Raw genomic sequence first — 25,794 nt, forward strand, 5'->3', positions numbered from 1 at the left:
TACAGCTCCAGTTCAACCCGGGGTTTGGTCTAGATTGAGTCCGAAAACACCGTAGCGCTTGGTCCGACGCATTCCGACATTACGTGCAAGTACGTAGCTGGAAGGATTGCGGTCGTCGATCCACATGGTGTCAACACGTTGAAAGCGCGGTTCGGCGTAACGCACGATCTCATCGCCGATCAACCGGCCTAGACCACTTCCCTGGACGGATGGGTCGGCACCGATAAGTGCGATGACACCACCGGTGACGCCGCGCTTGTAACGATTTAGCTTGAACAGGTCGAACAGACCGAAATGCCCCTTGAGCCGACTCAAGATCTGGTTGAGGTCCGGCAAAACCAGGAAAAATGCTACGGCCCGGCCGTCCAACTCAATAAGCTTGATGCCTTCCAGATCGATAAACGTTTTCACACTATCGATCTGGAATTTGAAACTGGCCTTGGAGATCGGCGCGACCTCATAGTTCTCGGCAAATGCACTGTTGAACAAACAGCGGATCTCCTCCAGATTCGAACGCAAGTCAGCCCGCGTAGCACTGCGCACACTGAACTGGCTACCTGGCAATACTTTTTCACTGCGGCTGGCCTTGCGTCGCGCACGGTACTGCTCCACGTCAACGCCATACGTGCTGAAGGTGAAAGCCAGATCGAAACCCGCCTGCTTGAGAGCGTCGGCGTACCAAAGCGGGTTATAGGTTTGCAGCAACGTGGGAGGCCGGCCGTCGATGTTCTCGAGTAACAACGCAGCATCCTGTGTCGAGGTATAACTGTAAGGCCCCAGTAACCTCGATTTGCCACGTGCTCTCGCCCATTTACCTACCGCATCGAATAATGCCCGCGTGACGGCGGGGTCTGGCGCGACTTCAAAAAAACCGAAAAAAACGTGCTCATGACCAAAGCGCAGGTTGTATGCCGCGTGAATACATACGCTGACTCGACCCTGGGCCTGACCTTGATCATCCAGCGCCAGAAAATGCTCAATCTGCGCTTCGCGAAAGAAGGGGTTATGTCGTGGTGACAATATCCGTTTCATGTCGCTGCGTAAGGGCGCAACCCAGTGCTGGTCGTCGGCGTACAGACGAAAAGGCAGGTCGATAAACTGCCTTAACCGCTTTGCCGTATCCACTGCTTCGACAGTAATCATGAGAGGTCCAAAAGCTGTTGCATGTTGCGGTGACGTGCTTCAAATATCCGGTCCATATAGGCGTCGACAAACAACCACTCAAACAGCGCACCGCCTATTGCGTGATAAGTCACTCGATCCGTATACAGCGTCCCCCCGGCAGCGGATTCAACGCGATGCTCATGCCGGAACGCACTCAGGGGCCCCTTGATCATTTCATCAATGAAATACTCGTTGTCTTTGACTTCGCGGATGCCAACGGTCCAATTGGCAGGGATAAACCCGAACATCCAATGCCGGAAACGGAATTGACGCCCTTGCTCGATCCGCAGGTCAGCAATATCTATGTTTCCAAGTGGGGTGACGCGCTCCGGGAAGATCTTCGGGAAGTTCACACCTTCCATGCAGAAGTCGAATACCTCGGCGCAGCTACGCCCCTTGATGAGGGTGGTTTTTTCCAATACGGGCATACTCGGATCCTCTCTTAGATGGTTTCGACAGCGGTAGCGGTGCTGAATCGTTCGGCGTATCTGCGCCACTGATCGGGATCGAGGGCTTTATCAAAACTGCGAAATCCAGCCAGCATGAAACCGTGGCGCACGGACAACGATTGAACCAATTCAAGGTCATCATTGCTGAGGTCCAGACCAAGGCTCGTGTGGCAGGAGATACCTTCGAGGGCGAGCATCATGGTTTCGGCCATGCAGGCATATGCGAGGTCTTGCGGGATACCGTAACGTGACCCCAAGCGTGCTTCTCCGGGCATTTCGACAATGCCACCGTCAAGCACCAGCACGTCCGGCCGGCGACTTGAGATATCCTGGCTGACATTGGCAGGTCGGGAGATGTCACACAGGATGGCACCTTCGGCGATGTCATCGGCGCTGATAAAACGCTCGGCGCTGTTAGTCGCAATCAGTACCAAGTCAGCGTCGGCCAACGACAGGTTGATGTCGTTACTCCAGCGCAGCGCGGTACGCTCACCGTTTTCAGTCAACAACAAGGCTGCGAGATCCGCGCTATCGTGTTCGTTCAAACGCTCAGCGATTCCGGCAAGTACGCTGCCGGGCGCCGGCACGCCCTGCGTGCAGAAGTTCACCAACTGAGTAATGACAGAGGCAAAGCGCGGCGTGTTGAACCGTGCACTCATCGGGTTACCCACCAGGGTGACCTGTCCGGCCTGCATCGCAATCAACCGCGCGATGGCCGAGCCTATGCTTCCGGTGGCACCAATAACCGCAACGCGCATGTCCTGCATACGGCGCCCTGTCATTTCAACTGCGCGGCACGATGCCTCGACCGCTGTAAGCAGCGTGTAACTGTTACCCGTCGTCAGGGCCACGCCTTTATCCAACAAACGCAAGCCACCACCGGTCACGATTGAGGTATGCCCTCCTAGCCCAACCAACGTTGCACCGCGTTGCTTGGCCATGTCGATGGCCTGGCCGATCAGTTCACAGGATTCCTCAACGGGCATCGCCGCAAACTGCGCCGCGGAGCGTGGCACCATGATCAGATCACCGGTCACTCTGCGACCGGTGGCGGGCGATGTAAGCTCGACCGTAGAGACGAAAAATGGGTCCATCAACGGATTCAAGCGCTCTTCAAGCATGCGCAACGACTGTTGAGAATAATGACTCAGGCTTTCATCGAATTCGGCATAGTTCGAGAGCTCCAGGGGATGCAGAACAAATGCAAAATGGTTATCAGGCACTGCCTCGGTAAAGCTGATCTGATGCAGCGGAGCTGGCGGTGGTCCCGACGAGCAGGGCTGAGCATCAAGCAGATGCGCAAGTAATGTGCCCGTACGCCCCTCCTCCACCCATTGCAGCGTGCGAGCCAACGCCTGGATAAACACTTCACACTCGGCTCGCCCGGCAATGAGGGGAGGCTCGACACGCATCACGTTCGCGCCGTTGAGGGTCGGTGCAACGCGTACACCTTCAACATTGAGCAGGTAGCTTGCGAGAATGGGAACAAGGCTTTCCTGCTCCCCCATGATGCCGGTGAAGCCGCCGTAGAATTGCGGATAGTGACTGCGATCAAGATCAAACTCGATGCCGATCAGGTAGCCCGCACCGCGTACTTCCTTGATGAACGAGGCGTGTCTTGCCGCCAGCTCGTTGAGCTGTTCCAGCAGGTAGCGTCCGTTATCTCGCACGCTGTCCAGCAGGTCTTGACGTTCGTCCAGTAGATCCAGCACTTTCAGCCCGATGCGGCAGGCCAGTGTGTTCCCGCCGAAAGTAGATGAGTGCTTGTTCTGGAAGTCTTCGCTGTACGCGTTCTTGCTGATCAGGCAGGCACCGATCGGCATGACCCCGCCGCCCAGGGCTTTCGCCAGCAGCAGGCAGTCCGCTTGCACCCCCGCACTGGCGAACATCTGCCCGGTGCGTCCCAGTCCGGTTTGAACCTCATCGATAATCAACAGGGTGCCGCTGCGATCACAGGCGGCCCTGATTTGTTGCAGGTACTCGGGCGGCGGCAGATTGATTCCACCCTCGCCCTGTACCGGTTCAATGATTACTGCAGCGTAGGCGTCAGGGTGGCGCTGTAATTGGTCTTCAAGGGCCTGAATGTCGCCATAGTCAACAAAATCAAAACCTGGCAACGGCGCTTGGAAACCTTCCTGATATTTATCCGAGCCTGTCGCTGAGAGCGCTCCGAGCGTCTTGCCATGGAAGCTCTGGTGGGTCGACAAAATGCGCTTGCGGCCTGTCTTGATAAGGCAGGCTTTAAGTGCCGCCTCTACCGTTTCAGCGCCACTGTTTTGAAAGGTCACGCTTCGGTAATCGCCCGGCGCGATTGCTAATAGACGTTGTGCCAGCAACCCACTTGCCGCCAGGGAGGATGGCTGCACAAAGATCGGTTCCCGACTCAGTTGAAAGCTGGCCAGTTCGGCCAGCAACGCGTCCGGACTATGTCCGAATGGCAGCGCACCGTACGCACCGAGAAAATCCAGGTAAGCCCGTCCTTGTGCGTCATAGAGGTAGCAGCCCTCGCCGCGTACAAACGTTTTGTCGAGCCCTACCCGACGAATCAATTCGCCGACCGCAGGATTCACATGCTGCTCAAATGGACTGATTTGCTGCCAACGGCTCATGAAAGATTCTCTGTGCTGTAGGGTGACGAAACGGGCGATAGCCGACCCGCTGTCTGTCGATAAAGATCCGCCGCCACACCCTCGGCCACCATGATTCGTTCATGGGCTGGTCTCAAAGAGTGATAGGGCAATGCCGGAAAAAGATGATGCATGGCGTGATAGCGTTGGCTCAGGGGCTCAAGCAGTTCCAGCCAACTTCCCTGGCGATCATGGGTCGACGAATCGGCCAATTGCCATTGAAGTGATACCGGTTCACCGCTGGAGGCATACCGATGCGCCAGGCATGTACGGAACATGTTGATGAACAACACACCATAAATGACGGCAAGGAACAGGCCGACACGCGACCACGGCAACATCTCTGAGCCTGCTGCAGCGATCAGCCCCCACGCATAAAGGCTGGTCGCTATCTCCAGCAGGTAGTTGTAGCCGCGCGCGCTGCGAAAACGCGTCGCCGAGTTTCGGTAGGCGGCATGTAAGGTGACCGCACTGTATCGCTCGATGACCCGCCGACGCAGCGGCGCAATGCACCAAGAGGCCGGGCCAAGTACTGCAAAACGGACCAGCAGCAATAGCGGCGTAAAAAGCGTACCGACCAATAAGGTGATCACACTGCGGCCAAACTGCTGCTCAAAGGGCAGGTACTCCGGATCCTGGCGAGTGCCGTAGCGCCCGAGGGTATGGTGGTCGATATGGCTCAAATACAAAAACGATGGCAACAGCAGTGGGATACCACACGCCAGGTTCCACATCAGGTTGAACCCGGGTACAGCGCGGCGCGGCATATGGCTCAGCTCATGAATGAACATGGCCGACCGGTAAAGCGTGAACACCGCCGTGCCATACCATAACGGCCAAGTCACAGAACCGGCGCCTTCCAGCATGGACAGTGCGACCCAGAACAATCCGATGCTCAACCCGAAGTCCAAGCGATAGCGCCATGCATGATGGCGTCGCAAGTCCTCGATCAATGGGCGCAACTCGTCCACGAAGGTACGCCCGTCCAGGTTTGCGACAGGCTTCACCGACGTTTCCAAATGACACCATCCAGGTAGAAGTGATGCAGAACGATGATCAGCGGTACCAGCCCTACGGAAGGCATCTCCAGGCTGAGCACCAACAGACTGGCCAGCCCCAGCGTACTGAACCAGATCCACGGTTTAGCCCCCATCCGCTTGACCCAACCGTGTGCAACACCCAAGGCGCCTGTGACGGCTGGCTGGGTTTCAGTTCGGCGCAGTCCAGCCATTACGGTAGACGTGCACACCAAGTGGTATTGCAGCGCGTGGATGCTGGTACCGATCAAAATAAGCGCGTACAGATCGCTCACCAGCAGGTAAGCGGCGTTATACAGCCCCAGCGAAACCGCCAGCATGACCAGTACGAAGCGCGGCAAGCCTTCTTGATGACGCTGCTGTCGCCGCTCGGCAACCAGGAATTGAAGCGTCGTGCCTGCGAATACAGCGTATGCCAACCAGGCCCAGAACGGCGCGAGTGCCGGCGTTGGAATTGAGATGTTCGCAAACGGCAGCGTCTGCTCAAACAGTTCGTAGTTTCCAAAATGAAAACCACCGTGAGTGATGCGATAAATCAGCGGCGCAGCAAACCCGGCCAAAACCATGTTGCGAATCGGCAAAGTAGAATGTTTATACCCGGCCTTCTTCGCATAAAGTGCCGCCACACCAAAATGCTGTTTACACACATGATAGGGCTGCCAATAAACCCAGATCGCCACAAGCCAAGGTAAAGCATTCAGGCTGTAGAGGGCGACGCAGAAGACACTGATAACAACTAATCCCGCCCAGAATTGCACTTTGTGCCGCTGATACTCCAGCGGCTCAGCGAACAATCGAACGTGCGTATGCAGCACATGGGGAATATCTAGGAACAGCGCAAACAACAACGCGCCCACCAGAAACGCCGGTCCCTGCATAATAGCCAGTAACAGCGCGACCGAAATCAATGGGCCTCCAACCAGAATAGCCAGCGTGTCGACCTTGGCACTGACGAACCACGGCATTTTTACAGACGTATTAGTGGACATTGACGCCCCCTTTATATCGCCGCGGAAAACGCGAGTGTGTTCGCACGCTCAAGTATCATCGCCAACTCATGAAGCGTTGTCGTCGCATCAACTTGGTCGGCAGGCAAGCTCAGCGATAAGCGACCTTTCAACTCGGAGAGCAGCGTTAGTTGCCCCATTGAGTCCAAGCCCAAATCCAACAACGTATCGTTAGCCTTTATCGCGGAACCGCTCAAATGAGCCGGTAGAATCCCCTGTATTGAAAGGCTTTTTATCGTCTGGCAAATAACATCAAACACAAGTGCTCCTTGCACGTATGCAATCCGTGCTGTTGTAAAAGATGATTAAGCGGAAACGCGGTCAGTATTGACGGCAGCAGAACTCAAACGGTTACTCAAATACAGTCGACTTAATGCCTGACGCTGGATTTTCCCACTTGTGGTTTTAGGGAATTCCGAGCGGCGGATCAGCAGCACTTCATCCACTTGGACGCCGGCTTGGCGTACAACGATCTGCGCCACTTCGCGACGCAACTCCGCGGGATCCCGAGTGCCAAGAGCATTACTCGCCATGACCACTACAACGCATTCCTTTGAACGCTGAATGTCGATGCAGGAAAAGGCAGCGACAGAACCGGCAGCTAAATTGAAGGCACTTTCCAGCGCCCATTCAATAATGTGCGGATTGACGTTGACGCCTGCACGCGTAATCAGGTCCTTGCTGCGCCCGGTAATGAACACTTCATCGTTCAGCAGAAAGCCCAGATCACCCGTGTCATACCAATCTTTTGCTTGGGGTCGCACCGGATCCATTTTCAAGTAACGGCGAATGATACTGTCGCCCCTGATCTGCAGCCGGCCAAGCTGGCCCTGCGTCAAACAAATCTGGTGTTCATCTACGACTCGAAATTCGGTTTCACCGACTGCCGTGCCATTTCCTAGATAAGGTGCAGAGCCGGGAGTACCAGGCGCTTGCTCTTTGACCAGCATTGAGCTGTGCAGGCTCTGAGTGTCCAACCAGCGAACGCGCATACCTTGTCCAGGTGCGTTGAGTGAAACCGCAACCACTGCTTCCGCCATACCGTACGCCGGTTGCAGTACACCCACTTGCAGGCCATGAACTGCAAAGGCAATTTCAAACTGACGGAGGTGGTCATAAAACACTGGCTCGGCACCCACCCAGGCATAGCGCCAATGGGACAAGTCCAGTTCACCTTCGCGCACGCGTCCGGCGAGGCGGCTGAGCAAGGCAAATGCAGAAGTTGGCGCTGGTGACAAGGTACCCTTGAAGCGAGACAGTGCCTGCAGCCAAGCCATGGGCTGTCGAGAAAACTCGTGAGTCGGCATCAGCACCAGATCGATAGAACACCACCAGGCCAGCGTCAATGCGGAAAGCCCCATGTCGTGGTGAAGCGGTAACCAACTGACCATCCGGTCGGTCGTGTCGACGTTTACACGCTCGGCAATTGCCTGACAATTAGAACTGAGCATCGACTGACTGATGCACACCGCTTTAGGCATTCCGGTACTGCCAGATGTGAACTGTAAAATCGCCAAGTCTTCAGGGCGGCTCAAGGCTGGCTCATCGACGTAATCGGCTATCGCGCTCATCTGCTTGAGCAACTCGTCATCCGTCAGGGCGACGTCTGACCATGAGCCCGGCAACTTCGTCGCTATCGCCCCGCAGGTCATTATCAACGCAGGTTCAATCAACTCAAGCATTGCGGCCAACCCGCTGCCATCACGCATTGTCGTATGAGTTAAATCGTGCGGCAGAAGCGCGATTGCCAATCTTTCGGCCCACGCGGCGAGCACCACGGTCAGCACCTCCATGCTCGAAGGCATGCAGATCGCTACGACCTGCCCCGGTTCAAGGGCACGTTGGCGGAGTACCTGACGCGCCTGATAAACCTTCGACTTGAGGTCCAACTGCGTCAGGCAAACGGTAGAATCATGATCAAGAACCGTTGTGAGACGGTCCGGTGGGCACAACAGGAATTTTTCTATGAGGCACAGGCGGGCATGTGCAACTAATCCATTAGTCATCGCGTTCAGTCCTTGAAACATCTTGCAAAGACTAAATATTGTCCAACAATCTGTCAATATGGCTCTTTGATATTAATCAGCCAATAAAACGACGAAAGCGTAAAGCTTGTAGCGAATCAAAATCATCATATTGATTTATATAGATTTTTTATTTCTTGGCCGGAATCTTCCGCGACATCAGTGGCGCAACCGGGAACATCAATGTGGCAAGGAGTACCGTTTCTCGATCACTACTGACTCCGACACAGGCCTCCATCCTTGGTTTTGCCGAGGGGCACGGCTGGGTAGAACGCAACGTGGCCTTACGCACCACAGTTGTATCGAGTGTGAATCAAGATCTGTGTGGAAGGTGGCGTTGTCGCGGCTCCCTCAACCGCTCCTCGTATCCAGCGCACCGCTGCGGCCGTCTCGCCAACGAAATCATGAGAGATGACATAATCCATGACGCCGGACTCAAGCATCGCCCGCGTATGAACGGTAAGCTCATGGCCGACGAAAATAGGCCGATCCTCAGCCGCAATGGTATCTATCGCTTGAGCAACGCCCCGATTGGCTCCGGCCACGTTGTAGATGGCTGCCGGGTAGTCGTGCTTGGAAAAATAACGCGTCAATTGTTCAGTCGTGGTCTGAGGGCGATCGTCGGACATCACTCGTTCGTCGATTTTCAGATACGGAAACTCGGAACGGAGCACCCTGCGAAATCCCATCTCCCGCTCTTGCTGACAGCGAAACGGCACACTGGTCACTAACAGAATTTTTGCCGGTTCCTTGGGTAACGCATTGCCTATCAGTAACCCGGCGACACTGCCCGCCGCATATTGATCGTTGCCTACATAAGCGCTTCGCCCGGAATTAGGCAGGTCGGTGGTCAGGCAAACGACTGGTATGCCTAGGCTGCACAGTTTGCGAATCGCGCGATTGATCGCCGGATGCTCGCGCGATACCACGATCACACCATCCGCCGAGGCGCCCTGTGCCTGAACCTGATCAGCAAAAGTGGCGGGATCGACCTGGTTAGTCGGTTCATAGTAGCCATGCACCACGACGCCCGGTGTCGAAGCGTTCACCAATGCCTCGGCGTCGGCCAACGTTGCATTGAAGGTTTCGCCCGAATCGCAAAAGAGCTTGATCTGCAACGTTGCCATGCCGTCAGCCAAGTCTTTCCTTAGCTTATCCAGCGCAGCCAGGACTTTCAGACGGGTGTTTTCCCGAACGCCGGGACGGTTGTTCAGCACACGATCGACGGTCGCAGGCCCGACCCTCGCCACCTTGGCGACCTGTTGAACGGTGGGGCCCTTCCATAAGCGCGCTGATGTTTGCGTGGTCATATGGCACGCCCTCTTTTGATGTTATTTACACCATATAAACATTCCCGATGTTCGGCTTCAAGAGCAATGAAAAACGATACTGCACTCTTGAATTTGAGGTTTTTCACATCATAAACCGCCTATGGTGCTCCTTGATGCTTGCTTTTTCGGCGCTAATAATCGAGGCATAACAAACACAACAAACCGCCAGGATAGCCCCATGAATAACTCGCCTCATCGGTTGGTTTCGACCGCCACGGCCAAGCCGCTCGTGGCCCACCTTGCACCTCCCTTCTCAGTCAACGTGCTCGCGCGTTCGACGCTGCGTAGATGACTTTCGCCCATTGATAGGTAGTTGAATATGAGCATACGAATCGCCGTTATCGGCGCGGGAATTATGGGGGAGGATCACGCCCGCATCATTGCCCAGGACCTTCCGGGAGCCACTTTGCATGTGGTGTGTGATGCGTCGCCAGAGCGAGCGAAGCTGATAGCTGACCGTTATGGAGCCGCTGACGTTTCCACTGACCCACTGTTCACGCTTTCAAGGTCCGATGTCGATGCAATCATCATCGCCAGCCCGGACGAAACCCATGCGGTCCTGACCATGGCAGCCATTGATGCAGGGAAGCCCGCACTGTGTGAAAAGCCGTTGTCTCAAAGCCCGGACCAGTGCCTGGCGGTCATCGACAAAGAGGCCTCCCGGGGTCGCCAATTCGTGCAACTGGGCTTCATGCGCCGGTTTGACCCTTCGTACAGGGAAATGAAAAGTGCCTTGAGCGACGGCCTGATAGGTCGGGCTGTGATGATGCACAACTTCCACCGCAACGTAGAAGCCCCCGCCAACTTCAGCGGGCAAATGGCGATCAGTAACTCCGCGCCGCATGAGTTCGATGTGGCACGTCACGTGCTCGATACTGAATACGTTGCCATTTCGGTGTTCCAACCCACCCACACGTCTAAGGACGGCGTCGGCGCCCCGGTATTCATGGTGCTGGAAACCCGGGAAGGCCATCTGGTGAACATCGAAATCAACAACAACGCCCATTACGGGTACGACGTCCGTGGCGAGTTGGTGGGCGAGTTGGGCTCCGTGCAGCTGGCCACCCCCGTACATGCTCGCTTCAACACCCGTCTTCAGGGTTTTGAAAGGTACGCTGCCGATTGGCGGCCGCGTTTCGCCGACGCCTATCGCCTGCAGAACAAAGCATTCGTGGAGTTCATCACCACAGGTAGTTTCCCTGTCCATGCCGCGAGTGCTTGGGACGGCTATTGCGCAGCCATTGTCGCTCAAGCCGGCATCGAGGCACTCCATCAGCGTCGCCGGGTAGTTTTGCCAACGCTGGAAGCACCGCCCCTCTACCGATCGCGAGAAGGAGCTACGTCATGAAGCTGGGATTCGTCACCGATAGCCTCGGCAACCTGCCCCTGCGGGAGATGCTCAAGCAGGCTGAACGGCTGGGAGTGTCGGGCCTGGAGATCAACACCGGCGGATGGTCGACCGCGCCGCACTTTGACTTGGCGCAGATGCTCGCCAGCGCCGATGACCGCAAGGCCCTCAAACGCAGCTTCCAGGAACACAGTCTGGAAATCATTTCCTTGAACGCCAACGGCAACCCTTTGCATCCCACGCAGCCTGCACAAGGCCAGTGTCTCAAGGACACGATACGCGTAGCCGGTGAGTTGGGAGTCAAGACCGTCTGCACCATGTCTGGCTTACCTGAAGGTCAGGCCGGCGACAAGATGCCGAACTGGGTGGTTGCCTCATGGCCTCCCGAAACCCAGGCAATGCTGCGCTATCAATGGGAAGAACGCCTGCTGCCCTTCTGGAGCGAAATAGCTGATCTGGCCAAGGAAAATGGTGTGGAACGCATCGCTTTGGAGTTGCACGGTAACCAGTGCGTCTACAACGTCCGCTCGCTGCTGAAGCTACGCAACGCAATCGGACCGGTGATTGGCGCCAACCTTGATCCCTCGCATCTGTTCTGGATGGGCGCTGACCCGCTGGTCGCCGCCGAGGCACTGGGCGACGCCATTTACCATGTGCACGCCAAAGATACTTTGCTTAACGCGCCAGTCCAGGCCGTGGATTCACTCCTGGAAAATGGCTCGTTGATGGATATCTCATCCCGAAGCTGGTCCTACATCACGCTTGGATTCGGCCACGGTGAGCAATGGTGGCGGCAGTTCTGCTACCGCTTGAAGATGGCTGGCTACGATGGCTGGCTATCGATCGAGCATGAGGACGTTTTACTCAACAGCCTCGAGGGTTTGGAAAAGTCCGTAAGACTGCTACAGAGCGTCATGCCAGTAGCCACCAGCGATTTCAAACCCCAACCCATCTGAATCGCACCACGAGAAAAACCAATGTAATTGCATGTTGAAACGCTCACCGCGATGGCGAGTGAGCACTCCCATGAGTTTCAGTCAGGAATATCACAATGACAATTAATTCCTACGGAAATACGGCAGACACTTCAGCCACTTTTGTAAGTCCTGAAAAACACCAGGCACAGCGCTACCTGCAAAAAATCACTTGGATTGCCACGTTTGGCGGCCTGCTATTCGGCTTCGATACCGGCGTCATCAATGGCGCCTTGCTCTACATGAAAGATGACCTGGGCCTGACACCCTTCACGGAAGGTTTGGTCGCCAGCGCCCTATTGATCGGCGCAATGATGGGGGCGCTGTTCAGCGGTCGCCTCTCGGACCTCAAGGGTCGCCGCCGTATCATTCTTTTCCTCGCCGTAGTGTTTTTTCTTGGCGCGTTGGCTTGTGCGCTGGCGCCCACCCTCAACGTCATGGTGGCCGCCCGCTTCACGCTGGGGTTAGCGGTGGGCGGCGCATCGGTCGTCGTGCCGGCGTATCTGGCGGAGATGGCCCCATCCAGCATCCGCGGTCGCATCATCACTCGCAACGAGTTGATGATCGTCACCGGGCAATTCCTGGCCTTCACCACCAACGCCACACTGGGCAATTTGTTTAGCGATCTCGACGGTGTTTGGAGATGGATGCTTGCCTTGGCAACCCTGCCAGCAGTGGCACTCTGGTTGGGAATGCTCTACATGCCGGAAAGCCCGCGCTGGCTAGCCACCAAAGGGCGCTTCAGAGAGGGCCTGGAGGTACTGAAACTGGTACGGGAGGAGTACTACGCCAAGGCTGAGATGGAGGCCATTACCCAGCAGATCAGCAACGAGCGATTCATCAAAAAAGGCGGCTGGCGCGATCTGTCTCAAAAGGGCGCGCGACGAATCTTTTTGATTGGCATCGGTATCGCTGTTACGTCGCAGCTGACCGGAGTCAATTCAATCATGTACTTCGGCACCCAGATCCTCACAGAAGCAGGCCTGGAGCAACGTAGTGCACTGATCGCCAATGTCGTAAATGGCGTTATCTCGATTGGCGCAACGTTCGTGGGCATTGCGCTGCTGGACCGCGTGGGCCGTCGCCCAATGATGCTGCTCGGTTTCACGGGTACCACATTGTCTTTACTGTTGATTGGCCTGGTTTCAGTTTTTGTCGATCCCTCCGTTACCCGCGCCATGCTCATTCTCGGCGCCATGGCGATGTTCCTTGCCTCCATGCAAGGGCTGATCGGGCCCGCTTTTTGGGTACTTTTGGCGGAAATCTTCCCAATGCGCATCCGCGGCGGATGCATGGGTATGGCGATCGCAGCGTTCTGGTTGACCAACGTGATGATCGGCATGTTTTTTCCATCTTTGGTTGCGACGATCGGGATCGGCCAAACCTTCTTTGTGTTCGTGGGAGCAGGACTTCTATCTCTGACCTTCGTCGCGGTATGGGTACCGGAGACACGAGGCAGCACCCTCGAAGAGATTGAACAGCGGTTGTATGGTTAGGCGAGGATGAAGTCTCCCCTTAACTGCCGTTCCACCGCTTCCCTATTTCGCTCCATGTTTTTTGGGAAGCGGCTCTCCTCTGCTGATGGCTGTGCCCGAGTTCAGGCTGCTTTTAGCGGGAAGTGGTTTTCGTTCGGAGTTCACCTACGTCGTCACGGTGACAGATGCGTTATTCGAATTTGCGAGAACGTTATAGGGGCGGCTGGCCTGGTTCAGGCCGAGTTCTGCACATACACCCCCGCTTGTTCGATTGTAAATGTGCAGGGTGCAACCAATTTTACGAGTAATCATCTGTACGATGGCCAATCCCAAGCCCGCGCCATTGGCATTGCCTCGGCTGTAAAATCGCTCGAACAATCTGCCAAGCTCCCCTTCTGCTATTCCCGGCCCGGCGTCCTCCACCCTCAAGCTGGCCATGCCCGCCTCGTCCTTACGCACCACGACAGTCACCTCGCTGCCTGGGGAAGAAAAGTTGAGGGCATTGGTCACCAGATTCTGCATGGCAATGGCTAACGCTGTCGGCTCGGTTTCTACCCAACACTCTTCATCACACTCCAGCACCAATTCCACGCCCTTTTCCATGGCCAGTGGCGTGAGTTCGGCCAGTTCTTCGCGGACCAGCTCGGTGAGTTGCACGCGTTGATACATGGGGTTGTTCAATTGCGGTTCGATGCGGGCCATGGTGAGCAGTTGGCTGCCGATACGGGTGGCGCGGTCGACGCCATTGACCAGGAAATCCAATGCCTCGCGCCGCTGTTCTTCGGTGACGGCGCTTTGCGCGTTCTGGGCGTGGATGCGCAGGATTGCCAAGGGTGTACGCAGTTCGTGGGCGGCGTCGGCGATGAAGCGGCGCTCGCGCTCCAATAGATCATCCACCTGATCCAACAGGCGGTTGAGCGCGGTTTGCATGGGTTCCAGGTCGCTCGGCAGCGGCTTGAGGTGTAACGGCTGCAAAGAATCGGTGGTACGCCCGCGGATAGAACGGGCCATGGCGCGCAGGGGGTTGAGGCCCCAGCCGATGACCAGCCAGATCAATAATGCCAGCAGCGGAACACCGATCAGTGTGGGCCACAGCGTGTGGCGAACGATGCGCTGGATAAGGTCCTGGCGAATGTCGTCGCGCTCGCCCACCCATATCAACAGGCCCTGTTGCGGGTCAGCCAGGAGGAAGGCGCACCAGTCGTTGCCGTTGTCCACCAGGTCGTGGGAGCCAAGGGTGACGGGCGGCGCATCGAGGATCGGTGCTTCGGCGGAGCGCACCAGCAGTTGGCCGTCGGTGCGCCAGACTTGAAAGGTCAGGCGGGTTTCGTAGGGATGGGCTACGCCGTCTGCGCCGACACGGCTCATGGCCTGGTCGAAGGCTTGGTAGAGACGGTCCCAGTCGGCCTCGCCGGGGGCGCGTTGGTGCAGCACGCCTTGCAGCAGGCGGGCACTTTGAGCGAGTTGCGCGTCGTAGACCTCTTCGATTTCGTGGTGGCTGTCGCGCAGGACCAGCCAACTGATCAGGGCGTCACCCAGCAGGATCAGCACCAGCACCGGGACGAGGATGCGCGCGCGGACGGAAATCATGGTTTGAGCGCCAGTACGTAGCCGACACCACGAACGGTACGGATCAGTTCGGTGGAAATTTTTTTGCGCAGGTTATGGATCAGCACTTCGAGGGTATTGCTCTCGACGCGGTCCTGCCAGCCGTACAACGCCCGCGATAGCCGCTCGCGTGTCACCACTTTGCCGGGGCGCACCATTAACTGGTGCAGCAGTTGATATTCCATCAGTGTGACGATGATCTCCTCGTCCTGATAGCGAACCTGCTGGGTGGCTGGGTCGAGGCTGACGCCAGCATGCTCCAACAGCGGTTGTGCGCGCCCCTGGCTGCGGCGCAGTAACGCACGCACGCGGGCCTTGAGCTCCTCCACGTCGAACGGTTTGATCAGGTAATCGTCAGCGCCCGCATCCAATCCGGCGATACGCTCGGCGGTGCCGTCGCGTGCGGTGAGGATAAGCACTGGCAGGTCGTGCTGCTCGGCACGCAATTGCTGCAACAGATCGAGGCCATCCAGGCGCGGCAGGCCGAGGTCGAGCAGCAGCAGGTCGAAGCTTTCGCTGCGCAAGGCATGCAATGCGCCAAGGCCATCCTGCAGCCAGTCAAGGGTGTAGCCTTCGGCGCCCAATGCCACGCGAATCCCCTGGCCGAGGGCACGATCATCTTCGACGAGGAGTAGGCGCATCGCAAAATCTCTCTAGGAATCGGCGGCATCATGCCGGGTTCTGTCGGGGGCTATTCCGGCAAAGATGTTACAGCTCATTACCAACTAAGGTTTCGCTAAGGTTGATTTTGCACTGTGCAAGCTCCCACAAATGCTGAGAGCTTTTCCATGCGCAAAATTCTCCTGTTGTCCTTGATTATCGCCAGCCCGCTGGCCGTCGCCGGCCCGCAATGCACCACCGCCGAACGCTCGCAATGGCAAGACGAAAAAGCCTTCCAGGACAAGCTCAAGGCCGAAGGCTACCAAATCAGCAAGTTCAAGGTCACCGACGGCAATTGCTATGAGATCTACGGTTTCGACAAGGACAAGCGCAAAGTCGAGATCTACCACGACCCGGTGACCGGCAAGGCCGTGAAGACTGAGATAAAAGGCTGATGCAAGGCGAATCCCTGCGCCTTTGGGACCCGCTGGTGAGGCTGTTTCACCTGTCTATCGCCGGGGTCTTTGTTGCCAATTACTTCTTCAATGAAGCGGGCGACGACTGGCATGTCTGGCTGGGCTACTACGCCATGGGCTGGCTGCTGGTACGAGCGGTGTGGGGGTTCGTCGGGCCGCGCAGTGCGCGCTGGTCAGACTTTTGGCCGACACCGAAGCGGCTTGCGGCCCACCTGCGCTCGCTGCTCAGGGGGCGCCCGCAACATCGCCTGGGTCACTCGCCGCTCGGCGCCCTGGTGATGGTGGCGATGCTGGCGACGCTGTTGACCCTTGGTATCAGCGGCTTCCTGATGCAGGAAGTCGATGCTTTATGGGGCGCCGATTGGCCCCTGCAAGTCCACGAAACCGCGGCCAATGTGTTGCTGGGACTGGTGTGCATCCATGTGCTGGCAGCGGTGTTCGAGAGTTTCCAGCTGCGGGACAACCTGCCGTTATCCATGCTCACCGGTCGCAGGAAGCGCCTGCCGGATGAGCGTGCACCGTAATCTTTTTCCGAATTGGTTTGCCTATGCGCTCCGCCTTCCTGATCTGCAGCCTGCTAGGGGTATTCTGCGCCGCCTGGTTCAGCCATCCCCCCCATGTATTGGCGCCGTTTGCCCCTATCAGCTCGAACACCGCGAAGGCAACTGCGGCGCCGCAGTACACCAGTCGTTTTGTGTCTTCGCAGCTCAATGACTTTGTGCACGCCTCATCGGTCACCGCCCTGCCCGGTGGCGACTTGATGGCCGTGTGGTTTGCCGGCTCGCGCGAAGGTGCTGCCGATGTACAGGTGCGCACCGCACGCTTTGATGCCCGTAGCGGCGAATGGGGCACCGAGCACGTGCTTGCCACGCGGGAAAGCACCCGTGACGGCACCCAGCGTTATATCCGCAAACTGGGCAATCCAGTCATAGCCCTGGCGCCGGACAAACGTTTGTGGATGTTTTATGTCTCGGTATCGGTGGGTGGCTGGGCCACCAGCGCCATCAATGTGATGGTGTCCGATGACCTCGGCGCGAACTGGTCGCCACCTCGGCAACTGGTGACCTCACCATTCTTCAATATCAGCACGCTGGTACGCGCCGCACCGGTGTTCCATGCCGATGGTTCTATCGGCCTGCCGGTCTACCACGAATTCATGGGCAAGTTTGCCGAGTACCTGTACTTGAGCGCCGACGGCGCGGTGATCGATAAATTCCGCATCAGCCGTGGCAAAAACTCCCTGCAACCTACCATTGTGCCCCTGGACGGCAACCGCGCCGTGGCGATGTTGCGCTATGCCGGCGACACCCATCACCGCGTCCTGGCGAGCCGTACCGAAGACGCCGGGCAAACCTGGAGCGAACCGTATCCGCTGGAGCCAGCCAACCCCAATTCGTCGCTGGCGGCAGTGGGCACGGTGGACGACGGTTTGCTGGTGGCCCTCAATGACCTGCAGGACGGCCGCTTCAGGCTCAGTCTCTACGGCACCGACGCCCAGCTCAGCCAATGGCGTACGGTGGTGGAACTGGACCAGTCACCCGATCCGCTCGGCCACCCCTTCTCGCCCGACGTCTACAAGGAAATCATCGGCGAAGGCTTCCGTGCCTCCAGCGGCGCACGGCGCCTGCCGCTGGAACAACGCTTCCTCAGTAACCTCGACTACCGCGTGTGCAAACCCCAGGGCTGCGATTTCGAATACGAGTACCCGTACTTCAGCCGCGGCTCGGACGGCATGTACCACGTGGTGTACTCATGGAATAACACGTTTATCAAACATGTCAGCTTCAACGAAGCCTGGCTGGCGGAGCGGCTGTGATGGTTTCTCTATGGCAGGCCCACTTGAGTTTAGTGCTGTTGGGGTTTGTGCTGTTGAGCTCGTTTCGATTCAGTGCGCCCTGGCGCCCATGGTGGTTGCCGATATTGGCTGCGGTGAGTTTTATCCCGGTCGATGAGCTGCCGCTGGCGGCGTATGTGCGCAGTTTTACCGATGACCTGGCGCTCAGCACCGTGGTGCTGTTGGGGTGGGTCGCACTCAGCAGGTTGGGCGTGGTGCAGCCGCTTGTGCGTCAGCACCAAGTGCAATTGCTGACGCTGTTCGGCGTATTGAGCCTGTTGCTGTACCCCGCCACCTTGGGTCTGACCTATTACGACCCGTACCGTTGGGGGTTCAACCCGCGGCCCATGATTGTGCTGGTAGGTGCTCTGGCACTGCTGATGCTGTGGCTGCGCAATTCCCTGGCCGTGTGGATGCTGGCGATCGGCACCCTGGCCTTCGCGCTGCGGCTCAAGGCTTCGGAAAACTATTGGGACTATCTGGTCGACCCGCTGCTGACCGGCTACTGCCTGGTGGCCGGGTTCGGCCTGCTGATCGGCGCCGCCTGGCGCCCCCTTTTGAAATGGCACAGAGGTCAATGATGGGTGTGTTGCAATCGCGCCGCCTGCGTTACGGCGCAGGCTCGATCGCCTTGGTATTTGCGTTGCTGGCGGCGTTGCGGCTGGTATTTGTGCTGGGTTTTTCCGGCCTGGCTTTAAACACCCCGGCGCTCCTGGAAACACTGGGCATCGGCCTGCGTTTCGACCTGCGCCTGACGGTGCTGATTTTGCTGCCGTTGGCCGTGCTGGCGTGGCTGCCGCGCTGGAACCTGACCACCCTGCCGATCTTGCGTTGGCTGGCACGGGGTTATCTGCTCATCGCACTAGCGGTGGTTGGCCTGGTGTACATCATCGACTTCGGCCACTACGCCTACCTTGGCGTGCGCATCAATGCGACGGTGCTGCGCTACCTGCAAGACGCACAGATTTCACAACAGATGGTGTGGGAAACCTACCCGGTGGTGTGGATCGCCTCGAGCTGGCTGACGGCAGTGGCGCTTTGGGTTTGGGCGCTGATACGCCTTGAACGATTGACCCTGGATCAGGAGCGCAAAATTATCAGCAAGTGGGCACTGGCGCCGGTTTCCGTGATGGGCATCGTAGCAGTGCTGTTGGCCCTGCTTGGCCGCGTCGCCAACCTCAACCTGGAAAACCCGGTGCCGCTGCGCTGGAGCGATGCGTTCTTCTCCGGCAACAACCAAGTGGCGGCGGTGGGCCTGAACCCGGTGCTGTTTCTGTATGACACGCTCAAGGTCGGTCAAGCGCAATTTGATGAAGCCCAGGTGCGCGAGCACTACCCGCAGATCGTGCAGTACCTGGGCGTCGATCAACCCGACGCCCAGCGACTTGATTTCGTCCGCGAACAAGGCGTGCAGCCTTATCGACTGGCCGGTGAGCGCCCGCCGAATGTGATTTTCGTCATGCTCGAATCCCTCGGCACCAGCGCCGTCGGTGCCTATGGCAATCCGCTCGACCCTACGCCGAACCTGGACAGACTGGCCACGCAAAGCTGGTTCTTCAAGCACTTCTATGTGCCCGTCACCGGTACCGCCAAGACCGTATGGGCCAGTATCACCGGCGTGCCGGATGTGACCCGCCAGGAGACCGCCACCCGCAACCCGCTGATCACGCGCCAACGCACGTTGATCAACGCGTTCGAGGGGTACCAGAAGTTCTACATGATCGGCGGCAACGCCGGCTGGGCGAATATCAATGCGCTGATCCGCCAGAGCATCGACGGCGTGCAACTGTTCGAGGAAAGCCACTGGCGCTCGTCCCGCGTGGACGTGTGGGGCATTTCCGATCTGGACCTGTTCAAGGAAAGCGATCGACTGCTGCGTGCCGTGCCCAAGGACCAGCCATTCTTCGCTTACCTGCAAACTTCCGGCAACCATCGGCCGTTCACCATCCCCGAGCAAAACGACGGATTCCAGGTCAAGGACGTGACACTGGAGCAAGTCCAGGCCGCCGGTTCCCGTAGCGTCGAACAATATAACGCCGTGCGCCTGCTGGACTACAACATCGGCCGCCTGATGGACATCGCCAAGGCCGGCGGCTACTACGACAACAGTATTTTTGTGTTCTTTGGCGACCACAACACGCGTATCAGCCAGATCCCGCACATGGCCCCGGCGTTCGAGCAACTGGGCCTGGAAAGCAATAACGTGCCACTGCTGATCCATGCCCCCGGCCTGCAACCCCGGGTGATCGAAGAGGCCGTCGGTCTCGTGGACCTGTTGCCGACGGTGGCGGGCATGGCGGGCATACCGTTCAGAAATGGCGCGCTGGGCCGGGATATCCAGCAGCCGGCCCCCGAGGGCGAGCGCGTGGTGCCGCTGGTGCTGCGCGAGGGTACATTCCCGATCATTGGCGGCGTTACCAAGGACTTCCTGCTGCAGATGCAGCACGACGGCAGTTCGCCGACCCTGCACGACCTGGCATCACCCACACCGCGTGACGATGTGGCGGCGCAGCACCCCGAGGAGTTTCGGCGCTTGAATGGGCTGACACGGGGGCTGCACGAAACGGCTCGGATGATGCTTTATCGCAATATTCCATGACGCTGCGGTTTTCACGCTCAATGACTGATTTGTATCTGTAGGCGCAGTGGTGACCGTTCGGGCGGCCACCACTTCAGAACACGAAACTATGCCCTAACTCCCCTTCCATCCACCCCAAAAACCGCCTGACCCTGGGAAAGCTGGAGTGAGCCCTTGGGAACACCAGATGGTGGGCGGCGACCGGAGAGCTCAACGCTTCGGGGGCGACCTCGACCAGTGAGCCGCTGGCGAGGTATTTCTGTGCCAGCAGCGTGCTTTCGAGGGCGAATCCCAAACCGTGGCTCGCCGCTTCCAGGCTCATGTAGGAGCGGTCAAAACTCAAGGCGTAGGGTTTTTCGGGGCGCGCCAGGCCATGTTGGGCGAACCACTCAGGCCATCTGAGCAAGGTCGCTTCGGAAAGGATCAGGTCTTCAGCCAGAAGATCAGCGGCGCTTTTTACCGTGCAACGCGCGATCAGCTTGGGCGAGGCCAGCACAGCGAAGTTCTCGTTACGCACGGTACGCACTTCATAGCTGGGCCAATTGGGCCGGCCGTGGCGAATATCGACATCGATCTTGTCCTGGCTGAAATGCAGCGATTCATAAGAGCAAGACAAATTGATTTGGATGTCCGGGTTGGTCAAGCGAAATGACTCCAACCTGGGCATCAGCCATAGCAAGCCAAAGCTGGGGGAGGAATGCAGCCGCAGGCAATCCAGGCTCACGTCACTCGCGGCCCGCTGGGTGGCGACTTCAAGGCTCTGCAACAAACCGGAAATGTCCTTCAAGTACTGCTCACCTACCGGTGTCAGCGTCACCCCACGCGCAGCCCGCACAAACAGCTGTCGACCAATCATCACCTCCAGCTTGGCCAGTTGATGGCTGATCGCGGATGGCGTGAGGTCCAGCACTTCGGCGGCTCTTGCCAGGTTGCCAAAACGAGCGGTTTGCTCGAAGGCTTGAATGGCTCTCAGCGGTGGCAGATGGGATGAAGGGATATCGTCCTGGCGCATCAGTATTCAGCCTGTTTTTGTGGCACGAGCAGGGAGTGCCATTCAAACATTTGCGATCTGCATTGACGAGTGCTGAATTTTATTCATGTAGCAGTGACGTTTGCGTTATTGCTCGACCTGTTGACGGGGACCACTCTGGGTCATCGATCGCTGAATCGAACCATAAAAACAATCAGAGGTACCCCTCATGCTTCTTCAAGGCAAAGTCGCGATTATTACTGGCGCCGCATCCGAACGTGGTATTGGCCGAGCAACGGCTGTTACCTTCGCCAGACACGGCGCCCACGTCGTGATTCTGGATCTCGACGAATCCGCCGCCCGTGACGCCGCGGCCACCCTCGGCGAAGGCCATCTGGGCCTGGCTGCCAATGTCGCCGACGAAATGCAAGTCAAAGCCGCGGTCGCCAAGGTTGTCGAGCGCTACGGCCGTATCGACATACTCATCAACAATGCCGGCATCACGCAGCCGATCAAGACCCTGGACATACGCCCGGGCGATTACGACAAAGTCCTGGATGTGAGCCTGCGCGGCACGCTGTTGATGTCCCAGGCGGTCATTCCGGTCATGCGTACCCAGGCCTCGGGCAGCATCGTTTGCATGTCATCCGTGTCGGCCCAGCGTGGCGGCGGCATCTTCGGCGGCCCCCACTACAGCGCAGCGAAAGCCGGTGTACTCGGACTTGGCAAAGCCATGGCGCGGGAGTTTGGCGCGGACAACATTCGCGTCAACTCCATCACGCCAGGTTTGATCCATACCGACATCACTGGCGGCCTGATGCAGGACGATCGTCGTCACGCCATCATCGAAAGCATCCCGCTGGGCCGGCTCGGTGCCGCGCAGGATGTCGCCAATGCGGCACTGTTCCTCGCCAGCGACTTGTCCTCTTACCTCACCGGTATCACGCTCGATGTAAACGGCGGCATGTTGATCCATTGACGATCAACTGAAGCCACCCACTGCCCTTTCAGTTCTGGATCGAAGATACGTCGGGCCTGAGCCCGGCGTTCTATAAAAACAAGAGATCAGACCATCATGATGACCACCATGACGCTCGACACTGTGTCCACAGTGCGCTCAAGCGCGTATCGCAAGACTGCCTGGCGATTGATGCCTTTCCTGATGTTGTGCTACCTGTGCGCTTACCTGGACCGGGTGAATGTCGGGTTTGCAAAGCTTCAGATGATGAATGACCTGGCCCTGAGCGAGACCGTATACGGGCTTGGCGCCGGCATGTTCTTTCTTGGTTATTTCCTTTGCGAAGTGCCCAGCAACCTCATCCTCCACAAGGTCGGTGCCCGTCGCTGGATCGCACGCATCATGATCTCGTGGGGCATCATCTCCGCCCTCTTCGCCTTCGTAGAAACGGCCTGGCAGTTCTATACCCTGCGCTTTCTGCTCGGGATCGCCGAAGCGGGTCTCGCGCCGGGCTTGCTGCTCTACCTTACTTACTGGTTCCCCTCCTACCGTCGCGCCAAAATGACGGTGCTGTGGTTCATCGCCATCCCGCTCTCGGGGATGATCGGCGGACCGCTATCAGGCTGGATCATGACGCAGTTCGCAGGCGTTCATGGCTGGGCGGGCTGGCAGTGGATGTTCGTGATTGAAGCCGCTCCGACCGTCATCGTTGGCCTGATGGTGCTGGCCTACCTCAAGGACGGCGTGCACCAGGCGACCTGGCTCACCGATGAAGAAAAAGCGCTGGTCGCCAAAGAACTGGCCGAGGACAACAGCCGCAAAGTCACCCACGCCTCGGTCGGGGCATTCCTGCGGGACCGCCGCCTGTGGATTCTCGCCGGTATCTACTTTTGCGTGGTCATGGGCCAGTACGCGATCACCTTTTGGCTGCCAACGCTTATCCGTAATGCAGGTGTTGCCGATCCGATGCACATCGGATTGCTCACCAGTCTCCCCTACCTGTGCGCCATCATTGCGATGGTGCTCATGGGGCGCAGCGGCGACAAACACCAGGAGCGGCGCTGGCATCTGGTCGGGCCAATGCTTGCCGGCGCGCTGGGCCTCACGTTGGCGGCGGTGTTCGGTGCCAACCTGACGTTGTCGGTGTTGTGCCTGTGCCTTGCAGCAGCAGGCGTGCTGTCGGCGTCTTCACTGTTCTGGATGCTGCCTACCACCTTGCTCGGTGGTGTCTCCGCCGCTGCGGGGATCGCCGGAATCAACAGCTTTGCCAATCTGGCGGGTTTCTGCTCGCCGTACCTGATTGGTTGGATCACCACCACGACCGGTTCGAGCGCCATCGGCATGTACCTGATTACCGGTGTGCTGTGCATCGGTGCCTGTTTGGTACTGCGTATTCCTGCCGCTTCGGTCAATCGTTGAGTTAACGGAGAATTTCCATGACTGCCACTTTATCTCGCGCGGCATCCACCACGTTGGTGCAGCGTGCCCATAACATTCGCCGCCATGCCTTGCGCATGGGGCAAGTCCAGGGCCAGGGTTATGTCGGTCAGGCACTGGGCGCGGCAGACTTGCTGGCCGTGTCGTACTTTCATGCCTTGAACTACAGGCCCGAAAACCCCGAGTGGGAACAGCGTGATCGCTTTTACCTTTCCATCGGTCACTACGCGATCGCGCTGTATGCCGCGCTGATCGAGGCTGAAATCATTCCACTGGATGAGCTTGAAACCTACGGTTCGGATGACAGCCGCCTGCCCATGTCCGGTATGGCCGCCTACACCCCCGGCATGGAAATCACCGGCGGCTCGCTGGGCCAGGGACTGGGCATCGCGGTAGGCGCCTGCCTGGGTCTGAAGCGCAAACAGTCCAGCTCTTTCGTTTACAACCTGCTATCGGATGGCGAGTTGAATGAGGGCTCTACCTGGGAAGCGGTAATGTCAGCTTCGCACTGGAAACTCGACAACCTGATCGCCATCGTCGACGTCAACAACCAGCAAGCCGACGGCCACTCCAGCGAGGTGCTGGCATTTGAACCCATCGTTGACCGATGGCAAGCCTTTGGCTGGTTTACTCAGCGGGTGGACGGTAACGACCTGGACGCCTTGGTCAAAGCGTTCGACGCAGCCCGCAGCCATCCCGCCGCACAGCCGCGCGTCATCATCTGCGATACCAAGATGGGCAAAGGCGTACCGTTCCTGGAAACCCGCGAAAAGACTCACTTCATCCGCGTAGATGAGCATGAATGGGATGTGGCCCTGAACAACCTGGAAGAAGGCAAAACAGCATGAACAACGCACAAAAGACCAACGTTCAGGTGCCCGCAGCGGCGAAGAAAAAGCTGACGACCTCGGCAATGATTGCTTCGATTGCCGCTGAAGGCCAGGCCACCAAGCCAGCGCCATTCGGCCACGCACTGGCCGCACTCGCGGACCAGCGCCAGGACATCGTGGGTTTGTCGGCTGACTTGTCCAAATACACCGACCTGCATATTTTTGCGAAGGCGCACCCAGAGCGCTTCTACCAGATGGGCATGGCTGAGCAACTGTTGATGAGCGCAGCGGCCGGCATGGCTCGGGAGGGGTTCGTGCCCTTCGCCACCACTTACGCGGTGTTTGCTTCGCGCCGGGCCTATGACTTCATCTGCATGGCGATTGCCGAGGAAAACCTCAACGTTAAAATTGTCTGCGGTCTGCCGGGCCTGACCACCGGGTACGGCCCCAGCCACCAGGCAACGGATGATCTGGCGATCTTCCGCGCCATGCCGAACCTGATGATCGTCGACCCCTGCGATGCCCTGGAAATCGAACAAGCCGTGCCCGCCATTGCCGCGCACCAAGGGCCCGTCTACATGCGGTTACTGCGCGGCAACGTACCGCTGGTGCTCGATGAATATGGCTATGAATTCGAGATCGGCAAAGCCAAGACCCTGCGCACGGGCAATGAGGTTTTAATCATTTCCACCGGTTTGATGACGATGCGCGCCCTGGAAGCAGCCAAGGAGCTTCAGGCTGACGGTGTGGATGTCGCGGTGCTTCACGTTCCCACCATCAAGCCTTTGGATGAGCAGACTATCCTGGCTGAGGCCAGAAAGCCGGGACGACTGGTCGTGACGGCCGAAAACCACTCCATCATCGGCGGATTGGGCGAAGCGGTGGCCGCCGTGCTGTTGCGCAATGGGGTCACGCCGACGTTCAGGCAAATAGCGCTGCCGGACGCGTTTCTCGATGCGGGCGCACTGCCGACGTTGCACGATCGCTACGGTATTTCCACCCAGGCTGTGTGCGCACAGATCAAGGGTTGGTTATAGGGTTTAAAACTGCAGGGGGGGAATCCCCCC

The 25,794-nt window shown here is 58.0% G+C and carries 23 protein-coding genes; 12 read left to right on the forward strand and 11 right to left on the reverse strand.

Annotated elements, in window-relative coordinates; all coding sequences use genetic code 11:
• Window positions 1-12 precede the first annotated feature (12 nt).
• From J4E53_RS06275 to J4E53_RS06310, 8 genes are all read right to left on the reverse strand, one after another.
• On the reverse strand, window positions 13-1,143 hold the full coding sequence (locus J4E53_RS06275; RefSeq protein WP_060742443.1) for a hypothetical protein: 1,131 nt from the start codon (window positions 1,141-1,143) through the stop codon (window positions 13-15).
• Window positions 1,140-1,592, reverse strand: coding sequence for an SRPBCC family protein (locus tag J4E53_RS06280; protein ID WP_060742444.1), 453 nt, complete (start codon window positions 1,590-1,592; stop codon window positions 1,140-1,142). The genes J4E53_RS06275 and J4E53_RS06280 overlap by 4 nt, the downstream gene beginning before the upstream one ends.
• A gap of 14 nt (window positions 1,593-1,606) precedes the next feature.
• Entirely contained in the window at window positions 1,607-4,222 is a 2,616-nt protein-coding gene (locus J4E53_RS06285; RefSeq protein WP_103308246.1) for an aminotransferase class III-fold pyridoxal phosphate-dependent enzyme, read from the reverse strand.
• The gene (locus J4E53_RS06290) at window positions 4,219-5,259 is read right to left on the reverse strand and encodes a fatty acid desaturase (protein ID WP_103308247.1); all 1,041 of its coding nucleotides are present in this window, start codon (window positions 5,257-5,259) and stop codon (window positions 4,219-4,221) included. The genes J4E53_RS06285 and J4E53_RS06290 overlap by 4 nt, the downstream gene beginning before the upstream one ends.
• Window positions 5,244-6,266: a hypothetical protein gene (locus J4E53_RS06295; RefSeq protein WP_092253595.1), complete on the reverse strand. Its 1,023-nt coding sequence runs from the start codon at window positions 6,264-6,266 to the stop codon at window positions 5,244-5,246. Before J4E53_RS06295 ends, J4E53_RS06290 begins: the two co-directional genes overlap by 16 nt.
• 11 nt (window positions 6,267-6,277) lie before the next feature.
• Window positions 6,278-6,544, reverse strand: a complete 267-nt coding sequence (locus tag J4E53_RS06300; protein ID WP_158249652.1) for an acyl carrier protein — start codon at window positions 6,542-6,544, stop codon at window positions 6,278-6,280.
• Between the two features lie 45 nt (window positions 6,545-6,589).
• On the reverse strand, window positions 6,590-8,290 hold the full coding sequence (locus J4E53_RS06305; protein WP_158249653.1) for an AMP-binding protein: 1,701 nt from the start codon (window positions 8,288-8,290) through the stop codon (window positions 6,590-6,592).
• A gap of 302 nt (window positions 8,291-8,592) precedes the next feature.
• Window positions 8,593-9,618, reverse strand: coding sequence for a LacI family DNA-binding transcriptional regulator (locus J4E53_RS06310; protein WP_103308250.1), 1,026 nt, complete (start codon window positions 9,616-9,618; stop codon window positions 8,593-8,595).
• A gap of 340 nt (window positions 9,619-9,958) precedes the next feature.
• Here J4E53_RS06310 and J4E53_RS06315 point away from each other — a divergent pair, with 340 nt between their 5' ends.
• The 3 genes from J4E53_RS06315 to J4E53_RS06325 all read left to right on the forward strand — a co-directional run bounded on the left by J4E53_RS06315 (window position 9,959) and on the right by J4E53_RS06325 (window position 13,457).
• On the forward strand, window positions 9,959-10,987 hold the full coding sequence (locus tag J4E53_RS06315; RefSeq protein WP_103308251.1) for a Gfo/Idh/MocA family oxidoreductase: 1,029 nt from the start codon (window positions 9,959-9,961) through the stop codon (window positions 10,985-10,987).
• A complete protein-coding gene (locus tag J4E53_RS06320) occupies window positions 10,984-11,943 on the forward strand; it encodes a sugar phosphate isomerase/epimerase (RefSeq protein WP_060742452.1) in 960 nt (319 codons plus the stop codon). Before J4E53_RS06315 ends, J4E53_RS06320 begins: the two co-directional genes overlap by 4 nt.
• A 95-nt stretch (window positions 11,944-12,038) precedes the next feature.
• Window positions 12,039-13,457: a sugar porter family MFS transporter gene (locus J4E53_RS06325; RefSeq protein WP_060742453.1), complete on the forward strand. Its 1,419-nt coding sequence runs from the start codon at window positions 12,039-12,041 to the stop codon at window positions 13,455-13,457.
• Window positions 13,458-13,601: 144 nt separating this feature from the next.
• Here J4E53_RS06325 and J4E53_RS06330 read toward each other — a convergent pair whose 3' ends face one another.
• Together J4E53_RS06330 and J4E53_RS06335 are read right to left on the reverse strand one after the other, a co-directional pair.
• A complete protein-coding gene (locus tag J4E53_RS06330) occupies window positions 13,602-15,026 on the reverse strand; it encodes a sensor histidine kinase (RefSeq protein WP_103308252.1) in 1,425 nt (474 codons plus the stop codon).
• Window positions 15,023-15,685, reverse strand: coding sequence for a response regulator (locus J4E53_RS06335; RefSeq protein ID WP_060742455.1), 663 nt, complete (start codon window positions 15,683-15,685; stop codon window positions 15,023-15,025). Before J4E53_RS06335 ends, J4E53_RS06330 begins: the two co-directional genes overlap by 4 nt.
• Before the next feature lie 147 nt (window positions 15,686-15,832).
• Between J4E53_RS06335 and J4E53_RS06340 the strand changes: the two genes are divergently transcribed.
• Genes J4E53_RS06340 through J4E53_RS06360 form a run of 5 tightly spaced genes read left to right on the forward strand, consistent with a single transcriptional unit; the run spans window position 15,833 to window position 20,553 of the window.
• A complete protein-coding gene (locus J4E53_RS06340; RefSeq protein WP_060742456.1) occupies window positions 15,833-16,099 on the forward strand; it encodes a PepSY domain-containing protein in 267 nt (88 codons plus the stop codon).
• Window positions 16,099-16,644 (forward strand): cytochrome b/b6 domain-containing protein, encoded by a 546-nt coding sequence (locus J4E53_RS06345; protein ID WP_103308253.1) that lies wholly within the window; start codon window positions 16,099-16,101, stop codon window positions 16,642-16,644. Before J4E53_RS06340 ends, J4E53_RS06345 begins: the two co-directional genes overlap by 1 nt.
• Window positions 16,645-16,667: 23 nt before the next feature.
• Window positions 16,668-17,936 (forward strand): exo-alpha-sialidase, encoded by a 1,269-nt coding sequence (locus J4E53_RS06350; RefSeq protein ID WP_103308254.1) that lies wholly within the window; start codon window positions 16,668-16,670, stop codon window positions 17,934-17,936.
• Complete coding sequence (locus tag J4E53_RS06355; RefSeq protein ID WP_103308255.1) at window positions 17,936-18,535, forward strand: hypothetical protein; 600 nt, start codon at window positions 17,936-17,938, stop codon at window positions 18,533-18,535. Before J4E53_RS06350 ends, J4E53_RS06355 begins: the two co-directional genes overlap by 1 nt.
• The gene (locus J4E53_RS06360) at window positions 18,535-20,553 is read left to right on the forward strand and encodes an LTA synthase family protein (RefSeq protein ID WP_103308256.1); all 2,019 of its coding nucleotides are present in this window, start codon (window positions 18,535-18,537) and stop codon (window positions 20,551-20,553) included. The genes J4E53_RS06355 and J4E53_RS06360 overlap by 1 nt, the downstream gene beginning before the upstream one ends.
• Window positions 20,554-20,626: 73 nt before the next feature.
• Here J4E53_RS06360 and J4E53_RS06365 read toward each other — a convergent pair whose 3' ends face one another.
• The gene (locus J4E53_RS06365; protein WP_060742461.1) at window positions 20,627-21,544 is read right to left on the reverse strand and encodes a LysR substrate-binding domain-containing protein; all 918 of its coding nucleotides are present in this window, start codon (window positions 21,542-21,544) and stop codon (window positions 20,627-20,629) included.
• 187 nt (window positions 21,545-21,731) lie between these two features.
• On the opposite strand from J4E53_RS06365, the gene J4E53_RS06370 reads away from it, so the two are divergent.
• From J4E53_RS06370 to J4E53_RS06385, 4 genes are all read left to right on the forward strand, one after another.
• Complete coding sequence (locus tag J4E53_RS06370) at window positions 21,732-22,481, forward strand: SDR family NAD(P)-dependent oxidoreductase (RefSeq protein ID WP_060742462.1); 750 nt, start codon at window positions 21,732-21,734, stop codon at window positions 22,479-22,481.
• Window positions 22,482-22,577: 96 nt separating this feature from the next.
• A complete protein-coding gene (locus J4E53_RS06375; protein ID WP_060742463.1) occupies window positions 22,578-23,879 on the forward strand; it encodes an MFS transporter in 1,302 nt (433 codons plus the stop codon).
• 17 nt (window positions 23,880-23,896) lie between these two features.
• Complete coding sequence (locus J4E53_RS06380) at window positions 23,897-24,745, forward strand: transketolase (RefSeq protein ID WP_103308257.1); 849 nt, start codon at window positions 23,897-23,899, stop codon at window positions 24,743-24,745.
• On the forward strand, window positions 24,742-25,764 hold the full coding sequence (locus J4E53_RS06385) for a transketolase family protein (protein ID WP_103308258.1): 1,023 nt from the start codon (window positions 24,742-24,744) through the stop codon (window positions 25,762-25,764). The genes J4E53_RS06380 and J4E53_RS06385 overlap by 4 nt, the downstream gene beginning before the upstream one ends.
• Window positions 25,765-25,794 lie beyond the last annotated feature (30 nt).

Source organism: Pseudomonas sp. FW305-28 (assembly GCF_017351395.1).
GTDB classification, from domain to species: domain Bacteria; phylum Pseudomonadota; class Gammaproteobacteria; order Pseudomonadales; family Pseudomonadaceae; genus Aquipseudomonas; species Aquipseudomonas fluorescens_AA.